The sequence below is a fragment of the Brevundimonas sp. FV1ps31S genome, assembly GCF_058681265.1.
In genome coordinates, this window is record NZ_CM178735.1 from 2,805,029 (window position 1) to 2,831,425 (window position 26,397).

The following is a 26,397-nucleotide window of genomic DNA, read 5'->3' on the forward strand; positions in this document are numbered from 1 at the left end:
CATCAGGGGATGAGGCGCGACAGCCAGTGCATCAGGTTCAGGGCGAACTGCGGGTCGTCATGGCCGCCGGTGTTCAGGCCGAAGCGATAGGGTGCGCGGTCCGGCTGGTCAGGGAAACGCACGATCTGCGCGGTCAGCATGCCGGCTTCACCCAGCACCACGACCCTGCCCGCGCCGAACGGGAAGGCAAGCCCCTGGGCCGGCAGGGCGGGCCGCGCCAGCTCCGCCGTCACGACATCCACATCCTCGCCCGCGCGCAGGCGCTGCCGAATGGCCTGAAGGGTGGCGAGATCCGGCGCTTCGAACGCGTTGTCGCTCATCGCCAGCAACACGGTCGATCCGTCGGGCCCCTTGAGGGACTGGCCGGTGAAGGTGTTGACGATCTGCACGCCCTCGCCGCCCCCACGACCGGCGATGATCGGGTGATCCCCCAGCGCCTGTCGCGGAAAGACCAGATTGGCCGTGACGTCATTGCGAACAGATTGAAAGGCGTAGCCCTTGCCCATCATCACGCCGAACCGTGCGCCCAGCGCTTCGGCCGCCGTTCCATGCGGCGCGTGATCGACGGCAAGCAGCAGGGAACCGCCAAGTGCGACCCACCGAGCCACGGCCTCGATCTCGGCCTCGTCAAAGGCGGAAACGCGAGAGCCGTTCTCGGGACTGGCGGCGTTGGCGATCACCAGCACCGCGACCCCATCCAGCGCGCCTGGCGCATCCAGTCGCCCGCGCCCTGCGTCAACCCGATAGCCGTCGGCCCGCATGAGTGCGGCAAACCCGGCATATCGGCCGTCGATAGTCTGAAGGCTTCCATGCCCCTGATCGACACGGATCAGGGGGCCATCAGCCGCATAGGCCGGGTCGAAGACCTGCGGACGCCAGTCGAGATCGCCCGCCTGTTCCTGCGCTGCAGCCAAAGAGGCGTTCAAGGCCACGAGCAGCCCCAGCATCAGGACCGAGCCGAGGCGCATCATCCTCAGGCCTTCAGCCGTTCAGCGTGGAAGGCGATGTGGTCGGCGATGAAGCTGGTCATGAAGAAGTAGGAGTGGTCGTAGCCGGGCTGCAGCCGGATGGTGACCTTCTGACCGACGGCGTCGGCGGCGGCCTGGAGCAGTTCGGGCTTGAGCTGGTCGGTCAGGAAGCTGTCGGCGTCGCCCTGGTCGATCAGGATGTCGTCATACGAGCCGCGCCCGGCGCCGGCCTCGATCAGTCTGGCGGCGTCGTGACGATCCCAGGCGGCGCGGTCCTCACCCAGATAGGCGGTGAAGGCCTTTTCGCCCCAGGGGCAGCGCGTCGGCGAACAGATGGGGGCGAAGGCCGAGACCGAGCGGAACAAGTCGGGGTGACGCAGCGCCAGGGTCAGGGCGCCGTGGCCGCCCATGGAATGACCGCTGATCGACCGCGCGCCCGTGGTCGGGAACTGGGCGTCGATCAGGGCGATCAGTTCGTCCGTGACATAGGTCTCCATCCGGAAGTGGGGCGCCCAGGGCTCTTGCGTCGCATCGACATAGAAGCCCGCGCCCTGGCCCAGGTCATAGGCCGGATCGTCGGCGACGCCGTCTCCGCGCGGGCTGGTGTCGGGCGCGACGATGATGACGCCATGCTCGGCGGCGGCGCGGTAGGCGCCGGCCTTGGTGGTGAAATTGTCCTCGGTGCAGGTCAGGCCTGACAGCCAGATCATCACCGGGAACGGCCCCTGCCCGCCCGGAACGAAGACCGACAGGGTCATCGGCGTGCCCGTGGTCGTGCTGTCATGCTTCAGATAGCGCAGGGTTCCGCCGTGGACGATGTGGGTCTTGACGGTCTGCATCAATCGACGACCCGGTGGACGGCGCAGATCTTGTTGCCCGAGGGATCGCGCAGATAGGCCAGATACAGTTTGCCGAACGCGCCCTGACGCAGGCCGGGCGGATCTTCGATCGTGGTCCCGCCGGCCTCGACACCCGCGGCGTGGAAGGCGTCGACCGCCGCCGTATCCTTGGCCGCAAAACCGATGGTGCCGCCGTTGGCGTGGCAGGCCGGTTCGCCGTCGATAGGCTTGCCCACGGCGAAGGCGCCGTGGGCGGTGCGCCACCAGTAGCGGCCTTTGGGATCCGCCCCCTGAGCGGAGTCGACGCCGAGCGCGCCGAGAGCGGCGTCATAGAAGCGGCGCGACGCCTCGATATCGTTGGCGCCGACGGTGACGTGCGTAAACATGCGTCTCTCTCCCTTGAACTAGAAGACCACCACAGACCGGATGCTCTCTCCGGCGTGCATCAGGTCGAAGGCTTTGTTGATCTCTTCCAGCGGGAAGGTGTGGGTGATCATCGGGTCGATCTCGATCTTGCCGTCCATGTACCAGTCGACGATCCTGGGCGTGTCGGTGCGGCCGCGTGCGCCGCCGAAGGCGCTTCCCCGCCACACCCGGCCCGTGACCAGTTGGAAGGGTCGGGTGGCGATCTCCTTGCCGGATTCGGCCACGCCGATGACGACGCTCTCGCCCCAGCCGCGGTGACAGGCTTCCAGCGCCTGGCGCATGACGACCGTGTTGCCGGTGCAGTCGAAGGTGTAGTCGGCGCCGCCGCCGGTCAGTTCGACCAGATGGGCGACCACGTCGGAGACGTCCTTGGGATTGACGAAATGGGTCATGCCGAAGCGTCGGCCCCATTCTTCCTTGTCGGGGTTGATGTCCACGCCGACAATCATGTCGGCGCCGACCATCTTCAGCCCCTGGATGACGTTCAGGCCGATGCCGCCCAGGCCGAAGACCACGGCGTTGGCGCCCGGCTCGACCTTGGCGGTGTTGACCACGGCGCCGACGCCGGTGGTCACGCCGCAGCCGACGTAGCAGGCCTTGTCGAAGGGGGCGTCCTTGCGGATCTTGGCCACCGCTATCTCGGGGAGGACGGTGTAGTTGGAGAAGGTCGAGCAGCCCATATAGTGGGCGATGGCCTGGCCCTTGTAGCTGAAGCGCGAGGTCCCATCGGGCATCAGACCCTTACCCTGGGTGGCGCGGATCGAGGTGCAGAGATTGGTCTTGCGCGACAGGCACGACTTACACTGGCGGCATTCCGGCGTGTACAGCGGGATGACGTGGTCGCCGACGGCGACGGAGGTGACGCCCGGTCCGACCTCGACCACCACGCCCGCGCCCTCATGCCCCAGGATCGAAGGGAAGATCCCCTCGGAGTCCAGGCCGTCCAGCGTATAGGCATCGGTGTGGCAGATGCCGGTGGCTTTGATCTCGATCAGCACCTCGCCCGCGCGGGGCCCCTCCAGATCGACCTCGACGATCTCGAGCGGGCGTTTGGCTTCGAAGGCGACGGCGGCGCGGGTCTTCATGACGGGGGGCTCCAGAAAGATTCGTCCCCTTCTAGGGCAGGCGCAGGATGGTATGAAGCCGCTATGTCACACCGAAACCTCGTCGTCCTGACCGGCGCCGGCATATCGGCCGAGAGCGGCGTCCCCACGTTTCGCGCGGACGACGGCCTGTGGTGCGGGCACAGGATCGAGGCTGTGGCGACGCCGGAGGGCTATGCGGCGAACCCCGCCCTGGTGCAGGGCTTCTATAATCAGCGGCGACGGCAGCTGGCGCAGGTGCGGCCCAATACGGCCCATATCGCCCTGGCCGAGCTGGCGGCGCGGTGGAAGGGTGAGTTCCTGCTGGTGACCCAGAACGTCGACGATCTGCACGACCGGGCGCACGCCGAGACCCCGCCGGCGGCGGGGTTCGAACTGGTCCATATGCACGGCGAACTGCTCAAAGGCCGCTGCACCCGGTCGGGGGTTGTGATGGACTGGGCCGGCGACATGGCGGCGGACGAAGCCTCGCCGCATCATCCGCAAGGGCGGATACGGCCGCATATCGTCTGGTTCGGGGAGACGCCGCTGGCGATGGAGCGGATCGAGCAGGCGCTGGAGGCCTGTGACCTGTTCGTCTCCATCGGCACGTCCGGAGCGGTCTATCCGGCGGCGGGATTCGTCCAGTCGGCGCGATACGCGGGGGCGCGGACGGTGGAGATCAATCTGGAGCCGACGCAAGGCGCGCGCCTGTTCGACGAGGGGGTCTATGGCCCGGCGACGCTGGCCGTGCCGCGTTTCTTCGAGGCCCTCTAGAAAGCCGGACGCCGCTCTGTTCGCGACGGCAGGCTGCGGAACGGCGTCCCGTCTCACGCTGGGACGCACAGGAAAAAGGCGCGTCAACCAGACAGGCGAGAGAAATCTGTGAACGGCTCGAACCGCTTTCCTTGCCCCGCCCGCCTAATCCGCTAGTGTCCTAGGCCACTTAACCGCGACCCCTCGAGTCGGGCCGCGCCGGGCGAGACGACATGCAACTGACCATCGAACGATCCGCGCTCCTTAAGGCCCTGGGCCATGTGCAGAGCGTGGTCGAACGTCGAAACACCATCCCGATCCTGTCCAACGTCCTGCTCAGCGCGGGTCGTGACCGGCTGGCCTTTGCGGCCACTGACCTCGACATGGAGATGGTGGACGAGGCCGAGGCGACGGTGAACGTCGAGGGCCAGATCACCGCCCCCGCCCACACCCTGTACGAAATCGTGCGCAAGCTGCCGGAAGGCGCCGAGGTGTCGCTGCTCTATTCGGGCGACGATCCCCGGCTGGTGGTCTCGGCCGGCCGGTCGCGCTTCAACCTGCCGGTCCTGCCGGCGGGCGACTTCCCCATCATGTCCACCGACAGCGCCGGCGCCTCCTACGTCATGCCCAAGGAAGACCTGGCGCGGCTGATCGACAAGACCCGGTTCGCCGTCTCGACCGAAGAGACCCGCTATTATCTGAACGGCCTGTACCTGCACACGGTGGCCGAGGCCGGCGTCGCCCTGCTGCGCGCCGTGGCCACCGACGGCCACCGCCTGGCCCTGGCCGAGACCCCGGCGCCCGAGGGCGCGGCCGGCGGCCCCGGCGTCATCGTGCCGCGCAAGACGGTGGATCAGGTCCGCCGCCTGCTGGACGACGCCGCCGGCCCGGTCGAGATCACCGTCTCGGCCCAGAAGATCCGCTTCCAGATGGGCGAGGCGTCCCTGACGTCCAAGGTCATCGACGGCGCCTTCCCCGACTATCTGCGCGTCATTCCCAAGGGCAATGACAAACAGGCCGACATCGACAACGCCCTGTTCGCCAAGGCCGTGGACCGGGTCGCCACCATTTCGGCCGAGAAGAGCCGTTCGGTGAAACTGGCCTTCGACAACGACCGGGTGAAGCTGACCGTCCGCAACATGGAGGCCGGCCAGGCCGAGGAAGAGGTCGAGATCGGCTATTCCGACGAGCCGTTCGAGATCGGCTTCAACGCCCGTTACCTGCTGGACGTCGCCGGCCAGATCACCGGCGAAAACGCCGCCTTCCGCTTCGCCGATCCGGCCAGCCCCACGCTGGTGCTCGATCCCGGCGATCCGGGCGTGCAGTATGTGCTGATGCCGCTGCGCGTGTGATCGAGTGGCGAGTGGCGAGTGATGAGTGGCGAGCACACCTCGCCCTGCTTTCCTCGCCACTCGCCACTCGCCACTCGTCACTTCCTTGATCACCTCCCTCACCCTCACCGACTTCCGCTCCTATGCGAGCGCACGGCTGGAGCTCGCCTCCGGCCCGGTGGTGCTTCACGGCCCGAACGGAGCGGGAAAGACCAATCTGCTGGAGGCCGTCAGCCTGCTGACCCCCGGCAAGGGGCTGCGGGGCGCGACCGCCGCCGAGATGGGTCGGCGCGAGCCCGGCGAGGCGGTCGGCCGCCCCTGGGCCGTCATGGTGGAACTGGACGACGAGACGCGTCTGGGCACCGGCGTCCAGACGGCGGGCGCGGCGCGGCGCATCGTCCGCATCGACGGCGAGACGGCCCCGCCGGGGCGGCTGCTGGACTATCTGCGACCCGTCTGGGCCACGCCCGAGCAAGACCGGCTGTTCTCCGACGCCCGGGCCGAGCGGCTGAAATTCTTCGACCGGCTGGTCTTCGCCGCCGATCCCGACCATGCCGCCGCCGTCTCCACCTATGAGAAAGCCCTGCGCGAACGCTTGCGGCTGCTGAACGACGCACAGGACGGGCGCGAGGCCGACCCCGTCTGGCTGGACGCCCTGGAGGCCCGGCTGGGTGAGGCGGGCGCGCGCGCCGCCCTCGCCCGCGTCGCCGCCCTGCACGCCCTCCAGGCCGCCATCGACGCTCGCCGCGACCGCCTCTTCCCCCAGGCCGACCTCGGCCTGGACGGCCCCGCCGAACAGATGGCCGAGGATGGGGCCGAAGAAGACGAGATCGCCGCCGCCATCCGCGAGGGCCTGGCCCGCGCCCGCGCCCGCGACGGGGCCGCCGGCCGCTCCCTGTTCGGCCCGCACCGCACCGACCTGACCGCCCTGCACCGCGAGAAGAACCGCCCCGCCGCCGAGGGCTCGTCCGGCGAGCAGAAGGCCCTGGTCCTGAACCTGATCCTGGCCCAGATCAGCCGCCTCTCGCATCATGACGCCGCCGGCGCCGCCCGCCCCGTCCTGCTGCTGGACGAGGCCCCCGCCCACTTGGACGAGGCCCGCCGCGCCGCCCTGTTCGACGAGATCGTCGCCCTGGATCTGCAGGCCTTCATGACCGGCACCGAACGCAGCCTGTTCGCCGGTCTGGACGGCCGCGCGCAGTTCGTGCGCGTCGCCGGCGGAGCGCTGGAGAGCGACTAGGATTCCGGCACGGAATTCCTCGCTTTTTCGTCGGAAATTCCTATATGTTGCGGGCTTCGATGCGGTGCGATCCCGTCGTCGATTCGAGCGCCCCACGCGGCGCTCAATCCCCGTCCCGGTCGGGACTTCAGAGCTACAGATTTCATGACCGATCCGATTGCCGAAATGCCCGAATACGGCGCCGATTCCATCAAGGTTCTCAAAGGCCTGGACGCGGTGCGCAAACGTCCCGGCATGTATATCGGCGATACGGACGACGGCTCCGGCCTGCACCACATGGTCTATGAGGTGGTGGACAACGCCATCGACGAGGCCCTGGCCGGCCACGCCGACCTGGTCCAGGTCATCCTGAACGCCGACGGATCGGTGACCGTGACCGACAACGGTCGCGGAATTCCCACCGGAATCCACGAAGGCGAAGGCGTTTCGGCGGCCGAGGTCATCATGACCCAGCTCCACGCCGGCGGTAAGTTCGACCAGAACTCCTACAAGGTCTCGGGCGGCCTGCACGGCGTGGGCGTATCGGTGGTCAACGCCCTGTCCGACTGGCTGGAGCTGAAGATCTATCGCGACGGCAAGGCGCACCAGATGCGGTTCGAGCGCGGCGACACGGTCAAGTCGCTGGTGATCACCGGCGACGCCCCGATCCGCGAGGACACCGGCAAGCCGCTGAGCGGCACCGAAGTCACCTTCTATCCGTCGGTCACGACCTTCAGCCACATCGACTTCGATCTCAAGACCCTGGAACACCGGCTGCGGGAACTGGCCTTCCTGAACTCGGGCGTGGTCATCAAACTGGCCGACCAGCGCAGCGCCGAGCCGACCGAAACCATCCTGCACTACGAGGGTGGGGTCGAAGCCTTCGTGCGCCACCTGGACAAGTCCAAGGCGCCGATCCTGAAGGACGTCATCGTCATTCGCGGCAAAAAGGAAGGGATCGAGCTGGATCTCGCCCTATGGTGGAACGACTCCTATCACGAGACCATGCTGTGCTTCACCAACAACATCCCCCAGCGGGATGGGGGCACCCACCTGTCGGCCTTCCGCGCCAGCCTGACGCGCGTCATGGGCGGCTATATCGAGAGCTCGGGCGCCGGCAAGAAGGAGAAGGTCTCCGTCACGGGCGAGGACGCCCGCGAAGGCCTGACCTGCGTCCTGTCGGTCAAGGTGCCGGACCCCAAGTTCAGCAGCCAGACCAAGGACAAGCTGGTCTCGTCCGAAGTGCGCCCGGCCGTCGAGGCCCTGTGCTCCGAGGGGCTGGCCCAATGGTTCGAGGAACACCCGGTCGAGGCCAAGATGGTCGTCGCCAAGATCATCGAGGCGGCGTCCGCGCGTGAAGCCGCCCGCAAGGCCCGCGATCTGACGCGCCGCAAGTCGGCGCTGGAGATCAGCAGCCTGCCCGGCAAGCTGGCCGACTGCCAGGAGCGGGATCCCGCCAAGTCCGAACTGTTCATCGTCGAGGGCGATTCCGCCGGCGGCTCGGCCAAACAGGCGCGCAACCGCGAGAACCAGGCCGTGCTGCCTCTGCGCGGCAAGATCCTGAACGTCGAACGCGCGCGGTTCGACCGGATGCTGTCGTCGGACCTGATCGGCACCCTGATCCTGGCCCTGGGCACCGGCATCGGCCGCGACGACTTCAACGCCGACAAGCTACGCTATCACAAGATCATCCTGATGGCGGACGCCGACGTCGACGGCGCCCACATCCGCACCCTGCTGCTGACCTTCTTCTATCGGCAGATGCCCGAGCTGATCACGCGCGGCCACGTCTATATCGCCCAGCCGCCTCTCTATAAGGTCTCCAAGGGCAAGCAGTCTCGCTACCTGAAAGACCAGGCCGAGATGGACGCCTATCTGATCGAGGAGGGCTCGTCCGAGGCCGAGTTGGACCTGTCCACCGGCGAGCGTCGCCTGGGTCTGGACCTGCAGGCCCTGGTGCGCGAGGCCAAGGCCTTCAAGGGCGGCGTCGATCGCCTCAGCCAGCGCGCCCCCGCCTTCGCCATCGAACAGGCGGCCCTGGCCGGCCTGTTCGCCGAAAACGCCGACATGGCCCAGGCCTCGGCCGCCGCCGCCGTGCGCCTGAACCTGTACGCCGAAGAGGGCGACGGCGACTGGACCGGCGCGCCGGGCGAACAGGGCGCGGTCGTCTTCACCCGCACCCGTCGCGCGGTGCAGGAAACCATCGTGCTGGAAGAAACCCTGCTGCGTTCGCTGGACGCGCGTCGTCTGGCCGAGCGCGCCGCCGCCTTCGACGGCGTCTTCTCCGCTCCGGCCACCTATCGCCGCAAGGACAAGTCCACCACCATCCGGGGGCCGCTGGACCTGCTGAACGCGGTGCTGGACGCCGGCAAGAAGGGCCTGGCCATCCAGCGCTACAAGGGTCTGGGCGAAATGAACCCCGAGCAGCTGTGGGAGACCACGCTGGACTCCAACGCCCGCACCCTGTTGCAGGTCTCGGTCGAGCACGAAGAAGACGCCAACGACCTGTTCGCCAAACTGATGGGCGACGTGGTCGAGCCACGCCGCGAGTTCATCCAGGAAAACGCGCTAGATGCGGCGGTGGACGTCTAGGACGCCCCGAAAGTTTGTTCGGCTCACCGGTCTGCAGATCGATGGAGGTCCGCCGGATCACTGGCCCAGACGACCTGTGATTCTACCGCGGGGTTGGGACGCGATCGAGATCCGGCGGGTGTGGGTGCGCGGCCGTCCCGCCCGGATAAAGGCGCGGCACGGCGACGTGCGCGCGGAGCTGACATGGCTGTAGCCCCAAGGGGTCCATAGGCGACAGCTCTCGAGCCAGTATCTCGCGCAGCCTGGCGACGGATTTTCCGGCGTCCCGCCCCCCAATGCGCCTCGCCGTGCCGGGCGACGGCCTTCAGGCCTCCGTCCCGAATGACTTGGCCGAAGCGGGGAAAGATCACGTTAACCCTGTTTTGCAACTATGTTTCGATCGAGGAGATAGTTGGTGAACCGGCTCAAAGATTCCGCATCACGACCGCGCCCCATCCTCGAGGGCCTTAAGGAGGATCCCGCCTTATCGGACTCCCTCGCCCGTCTCATAAAGACGCAGGACAAAGACAACCGCAGCAGCGCCAAGCTTTCGGCCAAGGCGCAGGCGAGTCGGCGAAAGACCCTGATCCGGTTGAAGACGGGTCTGGAGGCCCTGGCTCGGCAGGACTATGTCACCGCCGCGACGCGTCTTCAGCAGGCGCTCAAGTTGGACGACAGCAATGCCTTGGCCTGGCGGATGCTGGCCGTGGCTTTCGACAAGCAGGGCGAGTTCGCCAAGGCGTTCACGGCCTATGAGGCCGCCGCTCGGCTGGCCCCCGACGATCTCTCCGTGGTGCGCGAAGTGGGTCAGCTGGCCTATCGTCTCGGCAAGCTGGAGATCGCCGAGAGGCTGTTCCAACGCTTTCTGGCGGGCGAGCCAGGCAATGAAGAAGTCGCCGACAGCCTGGCCTGCGTCTTTCGCGACCAGAATCGATATGATGAGGCGTTCGCCCTGCTGCGCGACAGCATCAACGGCAATCCCGAAAACCCGGTTCTGTGGAACACCCTCGGCACCGTGTTGAGCGAAAGCGGCGATGTTGCTGGAGCAATGGTCTATTATGACGAGGCGCTTCGACTGGATCCAGGCTTCCATAAGGCTCGCCATAACCGGGCCTACTGCCTGACCGTTCTCGGCGAATCCGAAAGGGCGCTCCAGGACATGGACCTTGCCTCGCAAGGCCTGACCGACCCCCGCCAAATTGCCTCCATCCGCCTGGCGAAGGCCTTCACCCAGTTGCTCACCGGCGACCTGATCGGCGGGTTCGACAGCTATGAGGCTCGGTTTGATGCGGCCCCGGAAGGCGCCTTTGTCTTCACTGAATTCGGCAGGCGGTGGGCGCTTGACGACGACCTGCGCGGCAAGAGCCTGCTGATCTACGGCGAACAGGGCCTGGGTGACGAAGTCCTTTTCGCCAACATCATAGGCGACACCCTGGACGCCCTCGGTCCTGACGGCCGGCTGATCATCGCCGTCGAACGAAGACTGGTGACGCTGTTCCAGCGCAGCTTCCCGCAGGCAGACGTGCGGCCGCACAAGACCGTCCGTCAGTTCAACACCCTGTTTCGGACGGTCGATCTGGGCGATCAGCCCACGCCGATCGACTTCTGGACTCCTATGGCCAGTCTCTTCCGGCGTTTCCGGACCAGCCTCGCCGCCTTCCCCCGCAATCCGGGGTTTCTGGTCCCCGATCCGGAACGCGTGGCGCACTGGCGTCAGGTGCTCAAGGACAGCGGCCCCGGCCCCTATGTCGGCGTGCTGTGGAAGAGCATGAAGATGGGCGGGTCGCGCCAGCGCCACTATTCGCCGTTCACCCTGTGGAGCCCCGTTCTCGAAACGCCGGGCGTCCGGTTCGTCAACCTCCAGTACGCGGACGCCGAGATAGATCTGGCGGAAGCCAAGGCGCGCGGGCTGGAAATCTGGACGCCGCCCGGCATAGATCTGAAGATGGATCTCGACGACTTGGCCGCGCTCTGCGCCGCGCTGGACGCCGTCATGGGGCCCTCGACCGCGACGACCAATATCGCAGCGGCGGTGGGCGCGCGGGTGTTTGTCAGCGCCGGTCCGGGTTCGTGGACGGGGTTCGGTTCGGATCAGGCGCCCTGCTATCCGTCCGCCCGCATCTTCCACGCCACACAGTTCGATCAGTGGGAGAAGGTGATGCGGCAGATGGCCGAGGCGCTGAACCAGGAACTTCTGTCGGCTCGCACAGGCGGATCGCAGCCTGATGCGGTCTGAAATCACTCGGACACTGACGGCGCAGGGCCGCTGAACATGGAGCCCCAAGGCTTCATCCCCTATGGTCGCCAGTGGATCGACGCGGACGATGAGCGCGCCGTCCTAGCCGCGCTCCGGTCCGACTTTCTGACCCAGGGCCCGGCGACGCCCCAGTTCGAGGCCGAGCTTGCCGCCTACGTCGGCGCCCGGTTCGCGGTCGCAGTGAGCAACGCCACCGCAGGCCTTCATCTGACCATGGCGGCGCTGGATCTCGGTCCCGGCGAGGGGATCACCGCCCCGATCACCTTCGTGGCGACAGCCAACGCCATGGCCTATGTGGGATTAACTCCGGTATTCGCCGATATTGACGCGGAGACCCTGAACCTGTCGCCTGCGGCAACGCGCGCCGCAATGACAGATCAAACCCGAGTCATCGCCCCTGTCCATTTCGCTGGCCGCCCGGCCGACATGGCCGCCTTTCGCGAAATCGCCGACGAGGCCGGAGCCCGCATCGTCGAGGACGCCGCCCATGCAATCGGCTCAGAACATGGAAACGGCAAGGTCGGCGACTGCCGCCACTCGGACGCGACCGTCTTCTCGTTTCATCCCGTCAAGACGATGACGACGGGCGAAGGCGGCGCGGTGACGACCAATGATCCGGCGCTTTACGAACGCCTGCTTCTGCTCCGCTCACATGGCATCACGCGTGACCCCGCCCGCCTGTCGGAGCAGCCCGGAACCTGGTGGTACGAACAGCAACTCCTGGGATTCAACTATCGTTTGACCGAGATCCAGGCGGCCCTGGGTTCGAGCCAGTTGAGGAAGCTGGATCGCTTCATTGATCGTCGTCTGGCGATCATCGACCAGTATCAGGCGGCGTTTGCGGAGCTGGACTGGCTTCGTCTGCCGCAGCCCCGGGGCAAGGACCGCATCGGATACCACCTGTTCGTCGTCCAGATCGATTTCGCGCGCATCGGCCGGTCCCGCGCCGAGGTGATGGCCGCCCTCGCCGCCTTGGGCGTCGGCTCTCAGGTGCACTACATCCCCGTTCCGCGTCAGCCCTGGTATCGCCGGACCTATGGCGAGCCGGGCCCCTTCCCCGCCGCCGATCGCTACTACGAGAGCGCGCTCAGCCTGCCGCTTTTCCCCGCCATGACCGATGATGAGGTGGAGCGCGTGATTTCCGCAGTCAGGAGCCTGGTGTCGGGGGGCCTGGTGTCAGGAGGTATGGCGTGAAGGCCCTGGCCGTCATTCCCGCACGCGGCGGCTCCAAACGGCTGCCCAGCAAGAACATCCGCGACTTCGCCGGCAAGCCGATGCTGGCCTGGTCGGTCGAGGCGGCTCTTGAAAGCGGTCTGTTCGATACGGTCATGGTGTCGACCGACAGCGAGGAGATCGCCGAGGTCGCTCGCGCCGCCGGAGCGAGCGTCCCCTTCCTGCGCAGCACCGAGACCGCCGACGATCATGCGATCATCCTCGACGTCATGGCCGAGGTGGTCGCGCGCTACGAGGCGGATGGTCAGCGGTTCGATCGCCTGTGCTGCATATCGGCGACGGCGCCGCTCTTGCGCTCCTCAACGTTGAAGCGCGCCGCCGATCTGATGGACACCGGGGATTTCGATACGGTCTTTCCCGTCGTCGCCTTCGACTATCCGATCCAGCGCGCCCTGCGCCGCGACATGCACGGCCGGACGTCGATGCGCCAGCCGGAACACTACGCCAGTCGATCGCAGGACTTGGAGACCGCCTATCATGACGCGGCGCAGTTCTACTGGATGACCCGCGAAGTCTGCGTGACGAAACAGCCGACATTCGCCGGCCGGGCCGGCAGCTTCGTCATCAATACGATGGAGACACAGGACATCGACACGCCGACGGACTGGCGACTGGCCGAGCTGAAGATGCAGTTGGCCAGGTCAGGTCAGTAGGCGGCCTGGGCGTTGAAGGCGCGCGTCTCCTCGACCGTCAGGAAGCGGGGATTGGTCGCGGAATCGTACTGGAAGCCCGGCATGACCCGCTCGCCGATTTCCCCCAAGGCGTTGCGGCCGAAATCCGCATTTGAACTGTGGAAGCGGATCGTGGGCGCGATCACATAATGGTCAGGGAAGGCGTAGGTCAGGTGGGAGTCATCGGGCGGGCACATGACTTCATGCAGCTTTTCGCCTGGCCGCACGCCGATGACATGCGTGGGCATGCCCGGGGCCAGCGCCTCGGCCAGGTCGAGGATCCTCACCGAGGGAATCTTCGGAATGAAGATTTCGCCGCCTTGCATTCGCTCGAAGTTGGTGAGGACGAAATCAACGCCCTGACGCAGTGAAATCCAGAACCGGGTCATACGCGGGTCGGTGATGGGCAGGGACTCCACCCCTTCTGCGATGAGCTTTTCAAACAGCGGCAGGACCGAGCCCCGCGAGCCGACCACATTGCCGTAGCGGACCACCGAGAAACGGGTGCGGTGGCTGCCCGCCATATTGTTGGCGGCCACGAACAGCTTGTCCGAGACGAGTTTGGTCGCCCCGTAGAGGTTGATCGGACTGGCGGCCTTGTCGGTCGACAGGGCGATGACGCTCTCGACATCATTGGCCAGGGCCGCCGCAATGACGTTCTCGGCGCCGCTGATGTTGGTGCGGATACATTCCGTCGGATTGTATTCCGACGCCGGGACCTGTTTCATCGCCGCCGCATGGATGATGAAATCCACGCCGCGCGTGGCCTGTATCAGCCGATCCCTGTCACGCACGTCGCCGAGGAAGAACCGCATGCGCGGGTCCGAAAACTCGTGCTGCATCTCGAACTGCTTCAGCTCGTCCCGAGAATAGACGATCACCCGCTTGGGGTTGTAGCGCTCCAGAATGGTGCGGACATACATCCGCCCGAACGAGCCCGAACCTCCGGTGATCAGGACCGACTTATCGTCGAACATGGCGATTCAGGTGGCTTGAGCGAATGCAGCACGCGAATCGGTGTTCTCGATTCTGAGGCGTCTCGGGAGCCGACCCCGACGGACGGCGGCCGGATCGAGCTTTATCTTCGCCAGAAGGGGCTTCACGATGTCGGTCGCCCGCGAGAGCCGGCCGGCCGCGCCCATGTATCGGGTCGGGGTGTCAGTCATCAGAGTCTCCGTCATAAGCACAGCCTTGCATCTGCGCTTTCGCGGGGCAACACGCACGGCGTTTCTAACGCTCAAGGCAGCGTGGCGTCGCGGGTCGCCCCAAGGGGGACGGATCAGGCGCGTTGCACGTCCGGCACGGTCATTCCCGCCCGCAGCCGAAGACCGACAGATCGACCGCCTCGGCCATCAGGGCGTAGCCGGCGTCATTGGGGTGCAGTCGATCGTCGCGACTGGCCTCCGCCAGAAAACCTTCCGGTCTTGCCGGATCACGCACGGCGGCGTCGAAATCGATGACGGCGTCGAACACGCCGCCGGTGCGGATGAAGCGGTTCAGGGTCTGGCGCGTCGCCTCGGAGACGGGCTCGTAGCGTTCCGATCCCTCGAACGGCGTCAGGCTGCCGCCGACGACCTTGATCCCGTGATCATGCAATCTCGAAACGATCTGCCGATAGCCGAGCTCCATGTCTGCGGCGTCGCGACCGGGGCGCATCAGGGGGGCGCCGCTGTGGCGGATGTCATTGATGCCTTCGAGCAGGATAACGAAGTCGACCTCGGGCTGTGCGAGAACATCCCGGTCGAGCCGCGCCAGCGCGCTGTGGCTGCGGCCGTGGTCCATGACGCGGTTGCCGCTGATGCCCTGGTTGAGGACCAGGACCTGTCCCGGACAGGTCTCCTCGAAGCGTCGCGCCAGAACCGACGTCCACTCGAGATGAGCCCCGAGGGTCGCCGTCGCGCCTTCCGTGATGGAATCGCCGAGCGCGACCACGACGGTCGGGGCGGCGTCCCGCGCTCCGTAGACGGCGGAGACCACGTTCTGGCGACGCGTGAGCGGTGTTTGGTCGCCCACGTCGGCAAGGCCGGCGACGACCCGAACCGGCGTCCGCCGGACGGCCGGCCGCGTCGGCTCGGGGAAATACAGGCTCAGCGCCACCTCGCCGAAGGCTGGAACGGCAAGGGCCACCGGATCGCTGATCAAAGCGGCCCCGACCGGGACGACGATTTCGGACCGGCCGTTGAACAGGACCGGAAGCGCGCCTCCAGCTGGTCCGATCTTTCGGACGGCTAGACGGGACACACGCAGGGGCGCATCTCCCAGCTCATTGCTGATCCGGAATCGAAGCGCGTCCGCAGAGGCACCAAGTCGGATGTCCTGGCGCACCGTTTCGGCGTTAAACTGAAGCGGAGCTTCCGGCGTGCCGTCTCGGCGATCCGGAGCGGGCGAAGCGGTCCACAGGGGAACCCACACCTCGGCCGCCGCGCCGCCCGCCGCCGTCAGAGCGGCGGCGGCGCAGACGCTCGCAAACAGATGTTTCAGCATAGGTCCCCTCCAGCAGGGCGGATCAGGAGAACGACGCGCCGCCGTTCACATCGATGTTGGCGCCGGTGATGTAGCCGGCCGCGTCCGAAGCCAGGAAGACCGCGGTCTCAGCCGCCTCCTGGGGACGGCCTTCGCGGCGAAGCGGAACGCTTGCGGCCACCGACGCGCGCACCTCGGGCTTGGTGAAGTCGTCGTGGAAACGCGTCGAGATCATGCCGCAGCACAGCGCGTTCACGCGGATGCCCCTGGGGCCCAGCTCCTTGGCCATGGCGCGGGTAAAGGTCATGACGGCCGCCTTGGAGGTGGCGTAGATGGCTGCGCCCGGCCCGCCCCCGTCACGCCCGGCCAGGGAGGCGAAATTCACGATGGCGGCGCCCTCGCCCATGTGCGGCACGACCGCCCGCGTGGTCAGGAAGACCGAGGTCATGTTCAGGTCCATGACGGTATGGAAGAAGGCCTCGTCGATCTCCGCGAGCGGCCTGCGCGCGACCATGCCGCCGGCCGTATTGATCAGGATGTCGATCCTGTCGCCGAATGCGGCCTGGGTGGCGGCGACCAGGCCGTCGACCGCCGTCGCATCGGTCACGTCGGCCTTGTGAACGATCGCCGTGCCGCCCGAGGCCTCGATCAGGCGCAGGGTCTCTTCGGCGCTGGCGGAATCATTGGCGTAGTTGATGCACACCTTGGCGCCTTCGGCGGCCAGTTTCAGCGAGACTGCGCGGCCAATGTCACGGCCGCCGCCGGTGACGATAGCCACCTTATTGTTCAGGGTCATGGTCGTCTTGTCCTTTGGAACGGGGGGAGAATTTAAAGTCAGGCTTGGTCGCCGACGACCGGTGCGGCCGGGTCATCGACCTTTTCGATCCGGCCGGTGACGAACCAGATCGCCGCCAGCGACAGCGGCACGAGCGCCGCCACCAGGATGAAGATCGGGGCGTAGGAGACCTTGGTCATGACGGGCACGAGCCAGGTGGTGATCAGGGTGCCGGCGACCGCCGCCATCCCGCCGATCCCGGCCAGGGAACCGACGGATTTGCCGTGGAAGACATCGCCGGGAAGGGTCTGAATATTGCCGATGGCGATCTGGAACCCGAACAACACGCCGGCGATCGTGAGCACCGCCAGGGTCGGATCCGAGGCCAGGACCGCGCCGAGCAGCGCGGGCCCCATGATCACGCAGCCCAGGGTGATCGTCCACTTACGGGCGCGGTCGATGCTCCAACCCGCGCCGATGAGTTTTCCTGAAAGCCATCCGCCGAACAGACTGCCGAACATGGCTCCGACAAACGGCACCCAGGCGAAGATGCCGATCTGCTTGATGTCGAATGCGAAGGTTTCAGCCAGATAGATCGGCAGCCAGGAGACGAACAGCCACCAGATCGGGTCCAGGAAGAACCGCGAGATGACGATCCCCCAGGACTGACGGTGCGACATCATCTGTTTCAGAGTGGGCGTATAGGCGGCCGTCGCGGGTTGGCCCGTCTCTTCTGGCGCATCGAGAATAAGGGCGCGTTCTGCGGCGTTGACCCAGGGGTGGCGATCGGGGCCTGCGCGGTAGATGACCAGCCACGGCAGGACCCAGACGAAGCCGAGCGCGCCGATCAGGAGGAATGTGCCCTTCCATCCCAGCGACAGGAACAGGACGGCGATCAGCGGCGCAGAGATGATGGCGCCGATGGAGGCGCCGGCGTTGAATATGCCCTGGGCGAAGGCGCGCTCCCGAGGCGGAAACCATTCGGCGTTGGCCTTGACCGCGCCCGGCCAGGCGCCGGCCTCGCTGATCCCCAGCATGGCGCGGAAGACGCTGAATGCCGCAATGGAGCCGGCCACCGAATGCAGGGCGATGGAGATCGACCAGACGCCGATCGACCAGGCGAACCCAAGGCGGGTGCCGATCCGATCGAACAGCCGCCCAAAGGCGAACTGACCCGCCGCGTAGAAGAGCATGAAGATCGTGACGAGAAGGGCGTAGTCCTCCTTGGTCGCACCGATCTCGCCGGCGATCTCGGGCCACATCACCGCGAGCGCATTGCGGTCGATGTAGTTGATCACCGTCGCCACGGCGATCAGGGCGATGATGGCCCACCGGACGGCGGATGGTTTCTGCATAGTCCTCACTCCCATGTCTCGGGTCGGTCGCGACGCGCCGGCCTCTATCGATCCAGGCGCGCCCAGGCGCCCGTCCATTGGTAGGTCTGACCATCGGCCGACACCGAGTGCGAACGACCCTCGGCCGGATCGTCGGCGACGCCGAGCACGAGCCGTTTGCCGGACGGCAGGGTCAGCACCACCACGGTCGCGTCGTCGCCACGCGCTTGCCGGATCGACTGCACGCCGCTGGCCGCGCCGGTGACGGTTTCGGCCGTTCCGTCGTAGAGGCCGTGCGGCTCCAGAACCCCGACGAAGCTGACATCTTTCTGGCCGTCCACGCGCTGGATGAGGGACGGTTCACGCCTCAGATTGAAATCCGGGTCATTGGCGCCGCTCTCCGCCAGAATGGCGCGTGACGGCGCGTCGGACGCGAACCGGTAGGTGTAGAACCGTCCGTCCAGAAGCCAGGTGAGGCTGCGCGCCTCCGTCGCCGGCTCGGAGGACGCATCGACCCAGAGATGCTGATAGCCATTGGCGGCGCCGAGAACCGGACGGGCGGCCAAGGCGCGCTGCGCCTCGAACCCCACCGTCATGATGTGACCGTTGTAGTGCAGCGGCAGGTCGTAGCGGGCAGGCCGGTCGCCGCTGACCCGCAGCAGATCGACGACCACGGGCCGACCGAGTTCGGGATGACGCACGAGCGCCTGGGTGCGGGTGAAGACAACGCCGTCGTAAGCGCCCGTCTGCCGTGCCGACACGATCTGGGTGTCCTCGTCCTTATCGAACACCAACCGCTCCGGCGGATGCGCCTCGCCCACGCGCCAGTCGCCGCCAAAATGGCTGGCCTCGTTCACCACCAGGGTGTTGTGGGCGACGGTCTGTTTGGCCCAGGAGGTGTTTTCGGGCAGATAGGTTCCGCCCGCCTTGGCCTCGATGTTCAGGAACCGCGCCGCGCCATAGTCGGACACCACCGTCTGGCCGTTGTCGTAGAAGAGCCAGTTCAGCTTGTCGAAATGGCCATGCCCCATGCCTTGGGCCGTGGCCTTGAACACCAAGGCCTGCCCGTCGGGCCCGCCGGACCGCAGGATGCCGAGCCCGCCGCTCTCTCCGTCAGGACCGTCGCGCAGCATGACCGACCGGAAGGCGAAGGGTTCCGGCGCGCCCTCGGCCAGCCCCTGAGCGACCTTCAATCCGTCTGGAGACAGCAGGGTGCGCCCCTGGACCTCGGCGACCGAAAGGAGGCCCGGCTCTCCGGTGCGGGCATAGGCGACCGCGACCCCGGCCACGAGTTCCTCGGTGTCCAGGCCCTTGTCGAGAATGGCGTCGTTGATCGGAATGAAATAGCCGGCGTAGCTGGACTGTATCAGCGTATCGACCGCCTTCAGAAGCACGCCGTCCCGGTGACGGAAGATGCCGCGTTCGGGCTCGTTCTGATCGACGGCGCGCGCGAAGATGATGAAGGGCGCCAGGGCGTAACGCTGATAATAGGGGCCTTCCTCGTAGTAGCCGTCAGGCGAGAACAGCTGGTCGATCTGGCGCAGGAAACCCGCCTCCCCGGTCTTCGCCAGACCGGTCAGCGCCTTTTCCGTCAGGTCCGAGTCTCGCAGGACGTACCCCGTCATGCCCACGCCGGCGACGGCCCAGGTCGCATGGTTGTGGATGCGGTCGAAGTTCTGCGGCGTCTCGTCCGACAGGAAGCGCGCCATGCGGCGAAAGACGTCGTCGTCGATGGTCTTGCGATCTTCCGCCGACAGGGTGTCGCGAATGGCGTCGTACCCCTGGCTCGCATAGACCAGCCAGACGGAGTCGTTCAGCGTCTGCCAGAACAGGCGGCCGGGAATCTGGCCTCGTCCTGCGGGGTGGGCGCCGAACGTCGGATAGAGCCGGGCGTATTCCAGCAGCAGGTCCCGCGCATAGTCTGCATAGGCCCGGTCGCCGGTCAGGCGATACAAGGCCCCGGCGTTGTAGATGGCCTGATAATTCCGCTTGTGCTGTTCATGCGTGAAACCGCCGCCGGGATCCTTGGGGATGGGCACACTGATCGGCCGCGCCATGGCGGCGCGAACGGTGCGTTCGACACGCGCCTGTTCTGCGGCGAACAGGGGATAGCGCGCGCCGGTCTCGGCCATGGTCCGCCAATCGGCCGGAGAGACGAGCACAGGGCCTGTGTCCTCGGCGGACGGGGCCTGGATAGCGCCGGGCCTGACGACGGTGGTCGGCGCCTGCGCCAGGGCAGTGGACGCAATCGCGCCGAAGCCGGCGCCGACGGTCAGGACGAGGGCGAGCGAGCGGCCAGGGATCATCGGGCGGTCTCCGGGACAAGGTCGGACTGGAGGGCGGGCGTGCGCAAGAACTGGTTGCCGGACGCCAGAAGGACGGGATCGCCGACCTCGTGCGAAAACCGCATGGGGCCGCTGTCGATCAGGCGGTTGTCACGCAGCTCGGCGTGCTGAACGCCCCGCATCAGAACAGCGGGCGTCTCTGGCGACCCCACATGGTCGAACAGGGCGCCGGACACCTTGAGCGTCGGGCCGAAAGTGCTTTCGTCGGTACCGCCCCGATAGAGATCGACGACGCCGCCGCCGACCTGGCGGAACACGCCGCCTTCGATCTCGACCCGCTCGGCATTGTAGGCGCCCTTGTCGTCGGTCTCAGCGGCCGCCGCGACGACGGCGCCGGACACGTCCGAGATTGTCATGCGCCGCAGCGCGATAAGAGCGGCCATGCTGCCCTTGCCGGTGGAGACGACGTCGAAGCCACGGTTGAAGGTCAGCCCTTCGATACGACTGTCTTCCAGGATCAGCTCATAGTTGGCGGCGTTTGATCCCGGCCGCACACGGATCAGGGCGTTGCCCACCTCGTCCGGCGCGCTACGCCCAGACACGGACACCCGCGACAGCCTCAGCGAGCCCCCGGCCTCGATCTCAAACAGCGCGGGCCGCGAGAAGGTGATCTCGGCCACGCCTTCAGCCGGCCCCTGGACCGTCAAGGGGGCGTGCAAGCTTAGGGTCTGATCGACCTCGTACCGACCCGCAGCCAGCTCCAGCCGGTCGCCGGGCGCGGCCGCCTCGGCCGCCGCCGCCAACGTCCCCTCCCCCGGCCGCACCGGGACGGCGTTTCCGCTGTCGAGCCGAACCGTCGCAACGTCCTTGGAGTACCAGGTCACGCCGACTTCGGCCCTGGCGATTGGACGGAGACTGACGTCCGCCCCGGCGGCGACGCCTCCCTCCGGGGTCATCAGGCCAGTACGGCTGCGGGTAAGACGCACGTCGCGGGCTGTCACCCCGGCCGCCAGCACCGCCGAGGCCGTCGGGCTCTGGATATTGCCCGAGAAGGCGAACCCCGACAGATCGCCTTCGCCCCGCACGGGGTCGGTCGGGTCGGCGGTCGCGACGATGAGATTGTTCGCAAAACGGGTTTGGCGCGGCGCGGCGGACCGCTCGGCGTCCATGCCGGCGCCGAGATGGACGCTGCGCACATCGATCAGGGTATTGTTCTCGATCACCGCCCCGACGACGGGGTGATAGCGGTTGATCGGCGAGTCCGGCACGCCGTACATGACGCTCAGGGCCGCAGCGAAACCTTCGCCGGACAGGCCTTCCATATAGTTGTTTCGCACCGTCTGGTCGCGATTGATGATGCGGACGCCGCCGGTATGGGGTTTGCCCCCGCCGATGAAGACATTGTTCTCGACCAGATTGCCGTCACCGTGCCGCAGAACGAGCGCACCACGCGAGTGGAAGAAGACATTGCCGCGATAGGTATTGCCGCCGGACTTGTTGGAGACGATCTCGACCTCGCCGTCGCATCCCTCGAACCAGTTGTTCTCCACCAGGGTGCGAGAGGCCGATAGCGAATCCGCGCTGGTCCCGACCCGGAGAGTCTCGCCGCCGTTTGATCCGAGATTGGGCCGCGGGCCGAAATAGTTGTGGTCGATGCGGTGGCGGTTCTCGAGCCCCTGCGTCGCGTCACGCACCACCACCAGGGTCGTCCCCAGGTTGGTCTTGCCGACAAGATGGCTGTGGTCGAAGCGATTATCCTGGCCGTACATGGCCACCCAGTGGTCGGAGGTGGCGCGATCCGGCTTGTTGAAGCCGTCGATCACCACGCCGGTCACCCGGCTTTCGACCGCCCTGCGGTCGCGGGACCGCCGGAACGAGACGACCTCCCCGGTCGGTGACCAACCATCGCGAAACACCAGGTTGGAAACGACGAGCTGGCGGCCGGCAAGACGCAGGTTGGACTGGCCGGACAGGATCACCCGCCCCGGCGTCTGCGCCGTTAGCGTGATGGGGCGATCCGGTCGCCCTTCCCCCTCAAACAGAATCTGGAAGTCGCGCCACTCGCCGTCTGCGAGACGGATGGTGTCCCCCGGCTGGGCGGCGCGCACCGCGCGCTCATACTCCGCCGGCGTCTTCACCAGGGTCGAGGTCTCCGCCGCCGCAGCGCCGGACCAGAACAGCACGGCAACCGCCGCCAGTCTTGCCAACATGGTCGTCTCCCAAGGTCCGGCTTGCCCGCCGAACTCCTTCAGACCTTTCGGTCAAGGAAGACGCTACCAGTGAACCCGAAGAAGTCCAACCATCTGGTTTAGATAAATGGCAGTTATTTCCAGTCCAATTGGACCATCCGCGCTAGCTGCGCGTACTGATCATGAACCGCTCGCGGCTGGCGGCCATCTGACGTTCAAGCTCTTGCATTGCGGAGGCCGCGCTCACGTCGAGCATGGCCGACAACAGCCGATTGAAATGGTTGCGCATGGCGCGCCTCGCGGCCGCGCCGTCGCGAGCCTTGAGGGCGTCGAGGATGGCCGTGTGTTCGGCGACCCGCGAGGAATCGTCGATCTCGCAAACCGCCTTGTGCGCCGCTCTGACGTGGGGCTGTTCGGTCCGCATACGCCAGAGGGTTTCGATGGTGTGGAGGACGGCGGCGTTGTTGGCTGACGCGGCGATGACGTGGTGGAATTCGCGGTCCGCGGTGTCGGGATCCAGATCCGGGTTGCTGCCGTCCATCGCCCGGACAAGATAGTCCAGTCGCGCCAGGGCCTCGTCCTGAATGACGGCCGCCGCCAAGGCTGCGGCTTCGGACTCAAACAGGGAACGGGCTTCCGTCACTTCGAAGGCGCTCACCATGGGCAATCCGTCCGAACGGACCTTATCCGCACAGACGAAGACGCCGGAACCGGTCTTTATCGAGAGCTTGCCCTGCGCCTGAAGCGCCACCTCGGCCTCGCGCACGGTGACCCTGCTGACGCCGAAGCGCTCGGCCAGTTCACGCTCTCCCGGAAGCTTGGCGCCAGGGCCGAGCCCCTCTGTCGCGATCAACTGAACGATCTGTTCGGCTACGGAATGGAATAGACGAGTCTGCCTCATGATCTCAGCCTAGCCGAACCAGGGCGTCGGGCCAATCGGTCCGACGCCCCAATCCATGATCAGAAGCGATAGCGCAGGCTGGCGTAATATTTCGCGCCATAGGCGTAGTAGCCACGCGTGCTGCCCCAGACCGGCATGTCCTCGATCCGCGGCTCGTCAGTGATGTTCACCGCCTCGACCTGAACCCGGGCGTTCCGGTTGATGGCGTAGCTGGCGCGAAGGTCCGTCGTGCCCACGCCGTGGACATAGCGCAGCTGCGCGTTTCCACCCACGAAGTCCTGATAATAGTCCGACCTGTACTTGTAGACGGCCTGCAGATCGAGCTTGCCGATCTGGTAGTAGAGCTGCGCCGACAGGACGTGCTTGGACATGCCGGAGAGACCTGCCGGCGGAATGATCCCCTCGGTGACTTCGCCCGTAGCGGCGTCGACGATATCGCCCAGACGAACATCCTGATTTTCGAAGTCCAGATCAGCGTAGCTGTAGCTGATCTTGGTTCCCAGACCATCGAACGGCGCGGGCAGGTTCGAGAACCGGTGGGCGACGGTGATTTCGAAGCCCAGAAGAGTGCTTTCGTCGTCGCTGTTCTCCGTCTGGGTCACGGGCACGACGACGGTCTGACCATCGATTGTGAAGCTCTCGTCATAGGCCACCGGCTGGAAGCCGCCGGTGAACTGCTTGGCGTAGAGCGCCAGACTGTAGAGCGAGTCCTTGTTGGCGTAATATTCCAGCGACAGGTCGGCGTTCCATGACATCAACGGCTCGAGACGCGGGCTGCCGTTGGCGGTGATGTTGCGCACCGCGTCCTCGATACTGGCGTAGTCGGCCCCGCTATCCACGGTGATGATCCGTCCCGCGCCCAGGGCGCTCGGCGCAGGCCGCGACATGGCGCGGAAGACACCCGCGCGCAGCAGCAGATCCTCCTTGAGTTCGAAGGTCAGGTTGAGACTTGGCAGCCAACGCGTCGTACCGGCCTCGATCACCACCTCATCGAATTCTCCGGTGGGGACGAGACGGATCGTGCCGTCCGGATTGTTGACCACGTCCAGGTCGGCGCGCAGTCCCTTGGACGTGACCTGGGTGTCGACGACGCGAACCCCGACATTGCCGCGGACCGGCAAGCCGCCCAGTGCGGTTTCGAAGCTGGCCATGCCATAGGCGGCCAGAACATCCTCGGCGACGTCACGGTTCTCCACCGCGCGGATGTCGAGCGGCAGGCCTGTGTCTTCGACGCCGGCGTAGGCCTCGAACAGGCAGACCGCATCGAACGAGGCCCAGCTGGTGATGCTGTTGGACTCGGAGATCTTCAGGAAGTCGTGCTGCGGAAAGGCGCGGCGGCAGGCGAGGTTGGCGGCCCGGTCGACCGCGCGATCATCCTGGGTGAACTCCACGCGATTGTCGAAATCGGTGAAGGTCATTTCAGAGTAGCGCACGCCGGCGTCGAAGGCGGTGAACAGTCCGACGGCCGGGCGATAGGTGGCGTCGAAGCGCGCCGCCATGATCTCGTGATCCCTCTGGCTCTGGTCGCGCCGTATGCGCGCATCATCGCTGAAGAGATCATGGTTGTTGACGTCGAACCGCGGATCGATGGTGAAGGTCGGCACCGATCCGTTCTGGAGATCCATCGTGTAGGGCACCCGCTGATTGTTGAGGGCGGTGCGATTGCCGTAGATGTCCAGCGGATCGGACCTCAGGCGAACCGTGCGATCCGTCTCGTTCCGGAGCGTATGCGACCAGGATACGTCGGCCTTGATCGTCAGGGCGTCGGTGACGTCATACTCGATATTCAGGCCCGCGCCTTCATAGGTCTCCGAGCGGTTCTTGAAGGTCGAATTGACCTCTATCGAACTGTTGCCGCTGACCGCCTCCAGGACATGGTCTTCGTTCACCACCCGGTTGGTCAGTCCATAGCGGGCCTCGGAAATTCCAAGCTCCGAGCGGCGCTCGTTGTAGGACCGATCCGAGTACTGGTAGTCGAGGTTGATGTTCAGTCGATCATTCGGGCGCCACTGCAGGGCGCCGAACCAGGCGTCACGCGTGTCATCCTCTTGGATCTGACGGAAGGTGTAGCTCCCCGGCACGAGATAGAAGGGCGTGCCGGCCGCCGCCTGGTCGCGCGTGACCTCGGTGCAGTTTCCGGTCGTGGTCCGGGCGTCGTTACAGGCGTACCAGGTGCTGCTGGCGGTGTAGACCTCCTCGGGATTGGTGACGTCATTGCGCTGGAAGCCCAGCGACAGGCCGATCCGTCCGAGCGATCCTGCATCGAACTGATCGACATAGCTGACCGTGCCCCGGTAGCCGGGCCCATTGGGCTGGAGCAGCCGCTCGTCATAGGGATTGAAGTTCAGCTTGCCTTCGACCTGGATACGCCGCCGGTTGAAATCCAGCGGCCGCAAGGTGCCCAGTTCCACAAGACCGGAGACGCCGCCCTCGACCAGATCAGCCTGCTGGGTCTTGTACACCTTGATCTGGTTGATCAGTTCGGACGGAAACTGGTTGAAATTGACCGAGCGGTCGCCGCTCCCGTTCGTCGCTTCCCGGCCATTGAAGGTCGAGGCCCCAAGGAAAGGCCCCAGGCCGCGGATCGACACTTCGGAGGCCCCGCCCTTTTCGCGGTGAGACGCCGCGCCGGTGATGGTCTCAATCGCTTCGCCGACAGACAGGGCTGGCAGGTCCCCGATTTCATCCGCCGTCAGCGCGTCGACGATGGTCGCTGATCCACGCTTGGTCTCGATGGAGGTCTGAACAGTACGCCGCGTCCCGGTGACCACAATCTCATCGAGCCCGGTCGCGCCCTCGCCGGCGTCCTGCGCCAGAGCGACACCACCAAGCGATACGGCGGAGACACCGCCAAGCAGCATGTATTTTCCGCAGAGCAACAGACGTGCGGATCCACGCGCCTCAAACCAACGCTTCATCCCGGGCCTCCCTGAGCCTCATTTTTGTTGCCGGGACGGTCGCGCAAAATAGACCAATGTGTCAACACAGATAATAGACCATTCGCAGCGCGAAATCACCCATTATTGAGACCAATTGGTATAAATTTGGCTGATCATCGCCACGCGCTGTGCTCTTTCGCCCTGGAAGGGAACGGACG

The 26,397-nt window shown here is 66.1% G+C and carries 20 protein-coding genes; 7 read left to right on the forward strand and 13 right to left on the reverse strand.

Annotated features, from left to right (window positions below):
- Positions 1 to 2: 2 nt before the first annotated feature.
- The 4 genes from ACVPT3_RS13460 to ACVPT3_RS13475 are packed head-to-tail and all read right to left on the reverse strand — an operon-like array spanning position 3 to position 3,318.
- Positions 3 to 971, reverse strand: coding sequence for a DUF4350 domain-containing protein (locus ACVPT3_RS13460; protein ID WP_492041378.1), 969 nt, complete (start codon positions 969 to 971; stop codon positions 3 to 5).
- Positions 972 to 973: 2 nt separating this feature from the next.
- Positions 974 to 1,807 (reverse strand): S-formylglutathione hydrolase, encoded by an 834-nt coding sequence (gene fghA / locus ACVPT3_RS13465; protein ID WP_492041379.1) that lies wholly within the window; start codon positions 1,805 to 1,807, stop codon positions 974 to 976.
- On the reverse strand, positions 1,807 to 2,193 hold the full coding sequence (locus tag ACVPT3_RS13470; RefSeq protein ID WP_492041380.1) for a VOC family protein: 387 nt from the start codon (positions 2,191 to 2,193) through the stop codon (positions 1,807 to 1,809). Before ACVPT3_RS13470 ends, fghA begins: the two co-directional genes overlap by 1 nt.
- An 18-nt stretch (positions 2,194 to 2,211) precedes the next feature.
- Positions 2,212 to 3,318 carry an S-(hydroxymethyl)glutathione dehydrogenase/class III alcohol dehydrogenase gene (locus tag ACVPT3_RS13475; RefSeq protein ID WP_492041381.1) on the reverse strand — a complete coding sequence of 369 codons (1,107 nt, stop codon included), beginning with the start codon at positions 3,316 to 3,318 and terminating at the stop codon, positions 2,212 to 2,214.
- 63 nt (positions 3,319 to 3,381) lie between these two features.
- On the opposite strand from ACVPT3_RS13475, the gene ACVPT3_RS13480 reads away from it, so the two are divergent.
- The 7 genes from ACVPT3_RS13480 to pseF all read left to right on the forward strand — a co-directional run bounded on the left by ACVPT3_RS13480 (position 3,382) and on the right by pseF (position 13,335).
- Entirely contained in the window at positions 3,382 to 4,092 is a 711-nt protein-coding gene (locus ACVPT3_RS13480) for an NAD-dependent deacylase (RefSeq protein WP_492041382.1), read from the forward strand.
- A 212-nt stretch (positions 4,093 to 4,304) separates the two neighbouring features.
- Complete coding sequence (gene dnaN, locus ACVPT3_RS13485) at positions 4,305 to 5,423, forward strand: DNA polymerase III subunit beta (protein WP_154726893.1); 1,119 nt, start codon at positions 4,305 to 4,307, stop codon at positions 5,421 to 5,423.
- Between the two features lie 85 nt (positions 5,424 to 5,508).
- The gene (recF, locus tag ACVPT3_RS13490; RefSeq protein WP_492041383.1) at positions 5,509 to 6,642 is read left to right on the forward strand and encodes a DNA replication/repair protein RecF; all 1,134 of its coding nucleotides are present in this window, start codon (positions 5,509 to 5,511) and stop codon (positions 6,640 to 6,642) included.
- 144 nt (positions 6,643 to 6,786) lie between these two features.
- Complete coding sequence (gyrB, locus tag ACVPT3_RS13495; RefSeq protein WP_492041384.1) at positions 6,787 to 9,213, forward strand: DNA topoisomerase (ATP-hydrolyzing) subunit B; 2,427 nt, start codon at positions 6,787 to 6,789, stop codon at positions 9,211 to 9,213.
- A 394-nt stretch (positions 9,214 to 9,607) separates the two neighbouring features.
- The gene (locus ACVPT3_RS13500; RefSeq protein WP_492041385.1) at positions 9,608 to 11,428 is read left to right on the forward strand and encodes a tetratricopeptide repeat protein; all 1,821 of its coding nucleotides are present in this window, start codon (positions 9,608 to 9,610) and stop codon (positions 11,426 to 11,428) included.
- Between the two features lie 36 nt (positions 11,429 to 11,464).
- Complete coding sequence (gene pseC, locus ACVPT3_RS13505) at positions 11,465 to 12,643, forward strand: UDP-4-amino-4,6-dideoxy-N-acetyl-beta-L-altrosamine transaminase (RefSeq protein WP_492041386.1); 1,179 nt, start codon at positions 11,465 to 11,467, stop codon at positions 12,641 to 12,643.
- Positions 12,640 to 13,335 (forward strand): pseudaminic acid cytidylyltransferase, encoded by a 696-nt coding sequence (gene pseF / locus ACVPT3_RS13510; protein ID WP_492041387.1) that lies wholly within the window; start codon positions 12,640 to 12,642, stop codon positions 13,333 to 13,335. The genes pseC and pseF overlap by 4 nt, the downstream gene beginning before the upstream one ends.
- On the opposite strand, the gene pseB is transcribed toward pseF, so the two are convergent.
- From pseB to ACVPT3_RS13555, 9 genes are all read right to left on the reverse strand, one after another.
- Positions 13,329 to 14,330: a UDP-N-acetylglucosamine 4,6-dehydratase (inverting) gene (gene pseB / locus ACVPT3_RS13515; RefSeq protein WP_492041388.1), complete on the reverse strand. Its 1,002-nt coding sequence runs from the start codon at positions 14,328 to 14,330 to the stop codon at positions 13,329 to 13,331. The genes pseF and pseB overlap by 7 nt on opposite strands.
- A 6-nt stretch (positions 14,331 to 14,336) precedes the next feature.
- Entirely contained in the window at positions 14,337 to 14,519 is a 183-nt protein-coding gene (locus ACVPT3_RS13520; RefSeq protein WP_492041389.1) for a hypothetical protein, read from the reverse strand.
- Between the two features lie 139 nt (positions 14,520 to 14,658).
- The gene (locus ACVPT3_RS13525) at positions 14,659 to 15,837 is read right to left on the reverse strand and encodes an SGNH/GDSL hydrolase family protein (protein WP_492041390.1); all 1,179 of its coding nucleotides are present in this window, start codon (positions 15,835 to 15,837) and stop codon (positions 14,659 to 14,661) included.
- A 22-nt stretch (positions 15,838 to 15,859) separates the two neighbouring features.
- Positions 15,860 to 16,612: a 3-oxoacyl-ACP reductase family protein gene (locus ACVPT3_RS13530; RefSeq protein ID WP_492041391.1), complete on the reverse strand. Its 753-nt coding sequence runs from the start codon at positions 16,610 to 16,612 to the stop codon at positions 15,860 to 15,862.
- A 38-nt stretch (positions 16,613 to 16,650) separates the two neighbouring features.
- The gene (locus ACVPT3_RS13535; protein ID WP_492041392.1) at positions 16,651 to 17,946 is read right to left on the reverse strand and encodes an MFS transporter; all 1,296 of its coding nucleotides are present in this window, start codon (positions 17,944 to 17,946) and stop codon (positions 16,651 to 16,653) included.
- A 44-nt stretch (positions 17,947 to 17,990) separates the two neighbouring features.
- Positions 17,991 to 20,231, reverse strand: coding sequence for an alginate lyase family protein (locus ACVPT3_RS13540; RefSeq protein WP_492041393.1), 2,241 nt, complete (start codon positions 20,229 to 20,231; stop codon positions 17,991 to 17,993).
- Positions 20,228 to 22,420, reverse strand: a complete 2,193-nt coding sequence (locus ACVPT3_RS13545; protein WP_492041394.1) for a polysaccharide lyase 6 family protein — start codon at positions 22,418 to 22,420, stop codon at positions 20,228 to 20,230. The genes ACVPT3_RS13540 and ACVPT3_RS13545 overlap by 4 nt, the downstream gene beginning before the upstream one ends.
- Before the next feature lie 142 nt (positions 22,421 to 22,562).
- On the reverse strand, positions 22,563 to 23,300 hold the full coding sequence (locus ACVPT3_RS13550) for a FadR/GntR family transcriptional regulator (protein WP_492041395.1): 738 nt from the start codon (positions 23,298 to 23,300) through the stop codon (positions 22,563 to 22,565).
- A 59-nt stretch (positions 23,301 to 23,359) separates the two neighbouring features.
- Positions 23,360 to 26,218, reverse strand: coding sequence for a TonB-dependent receptor (locus ACVPT3_RS13555; protein ID WP_492041396.1), 2,859 nt, complete (start codon positions 26,216 to 26,218; stop codon positions 23,360 to 23,362).
- Positions 26,219 to 26,397 lie beyond the last annotated feature (179 nt).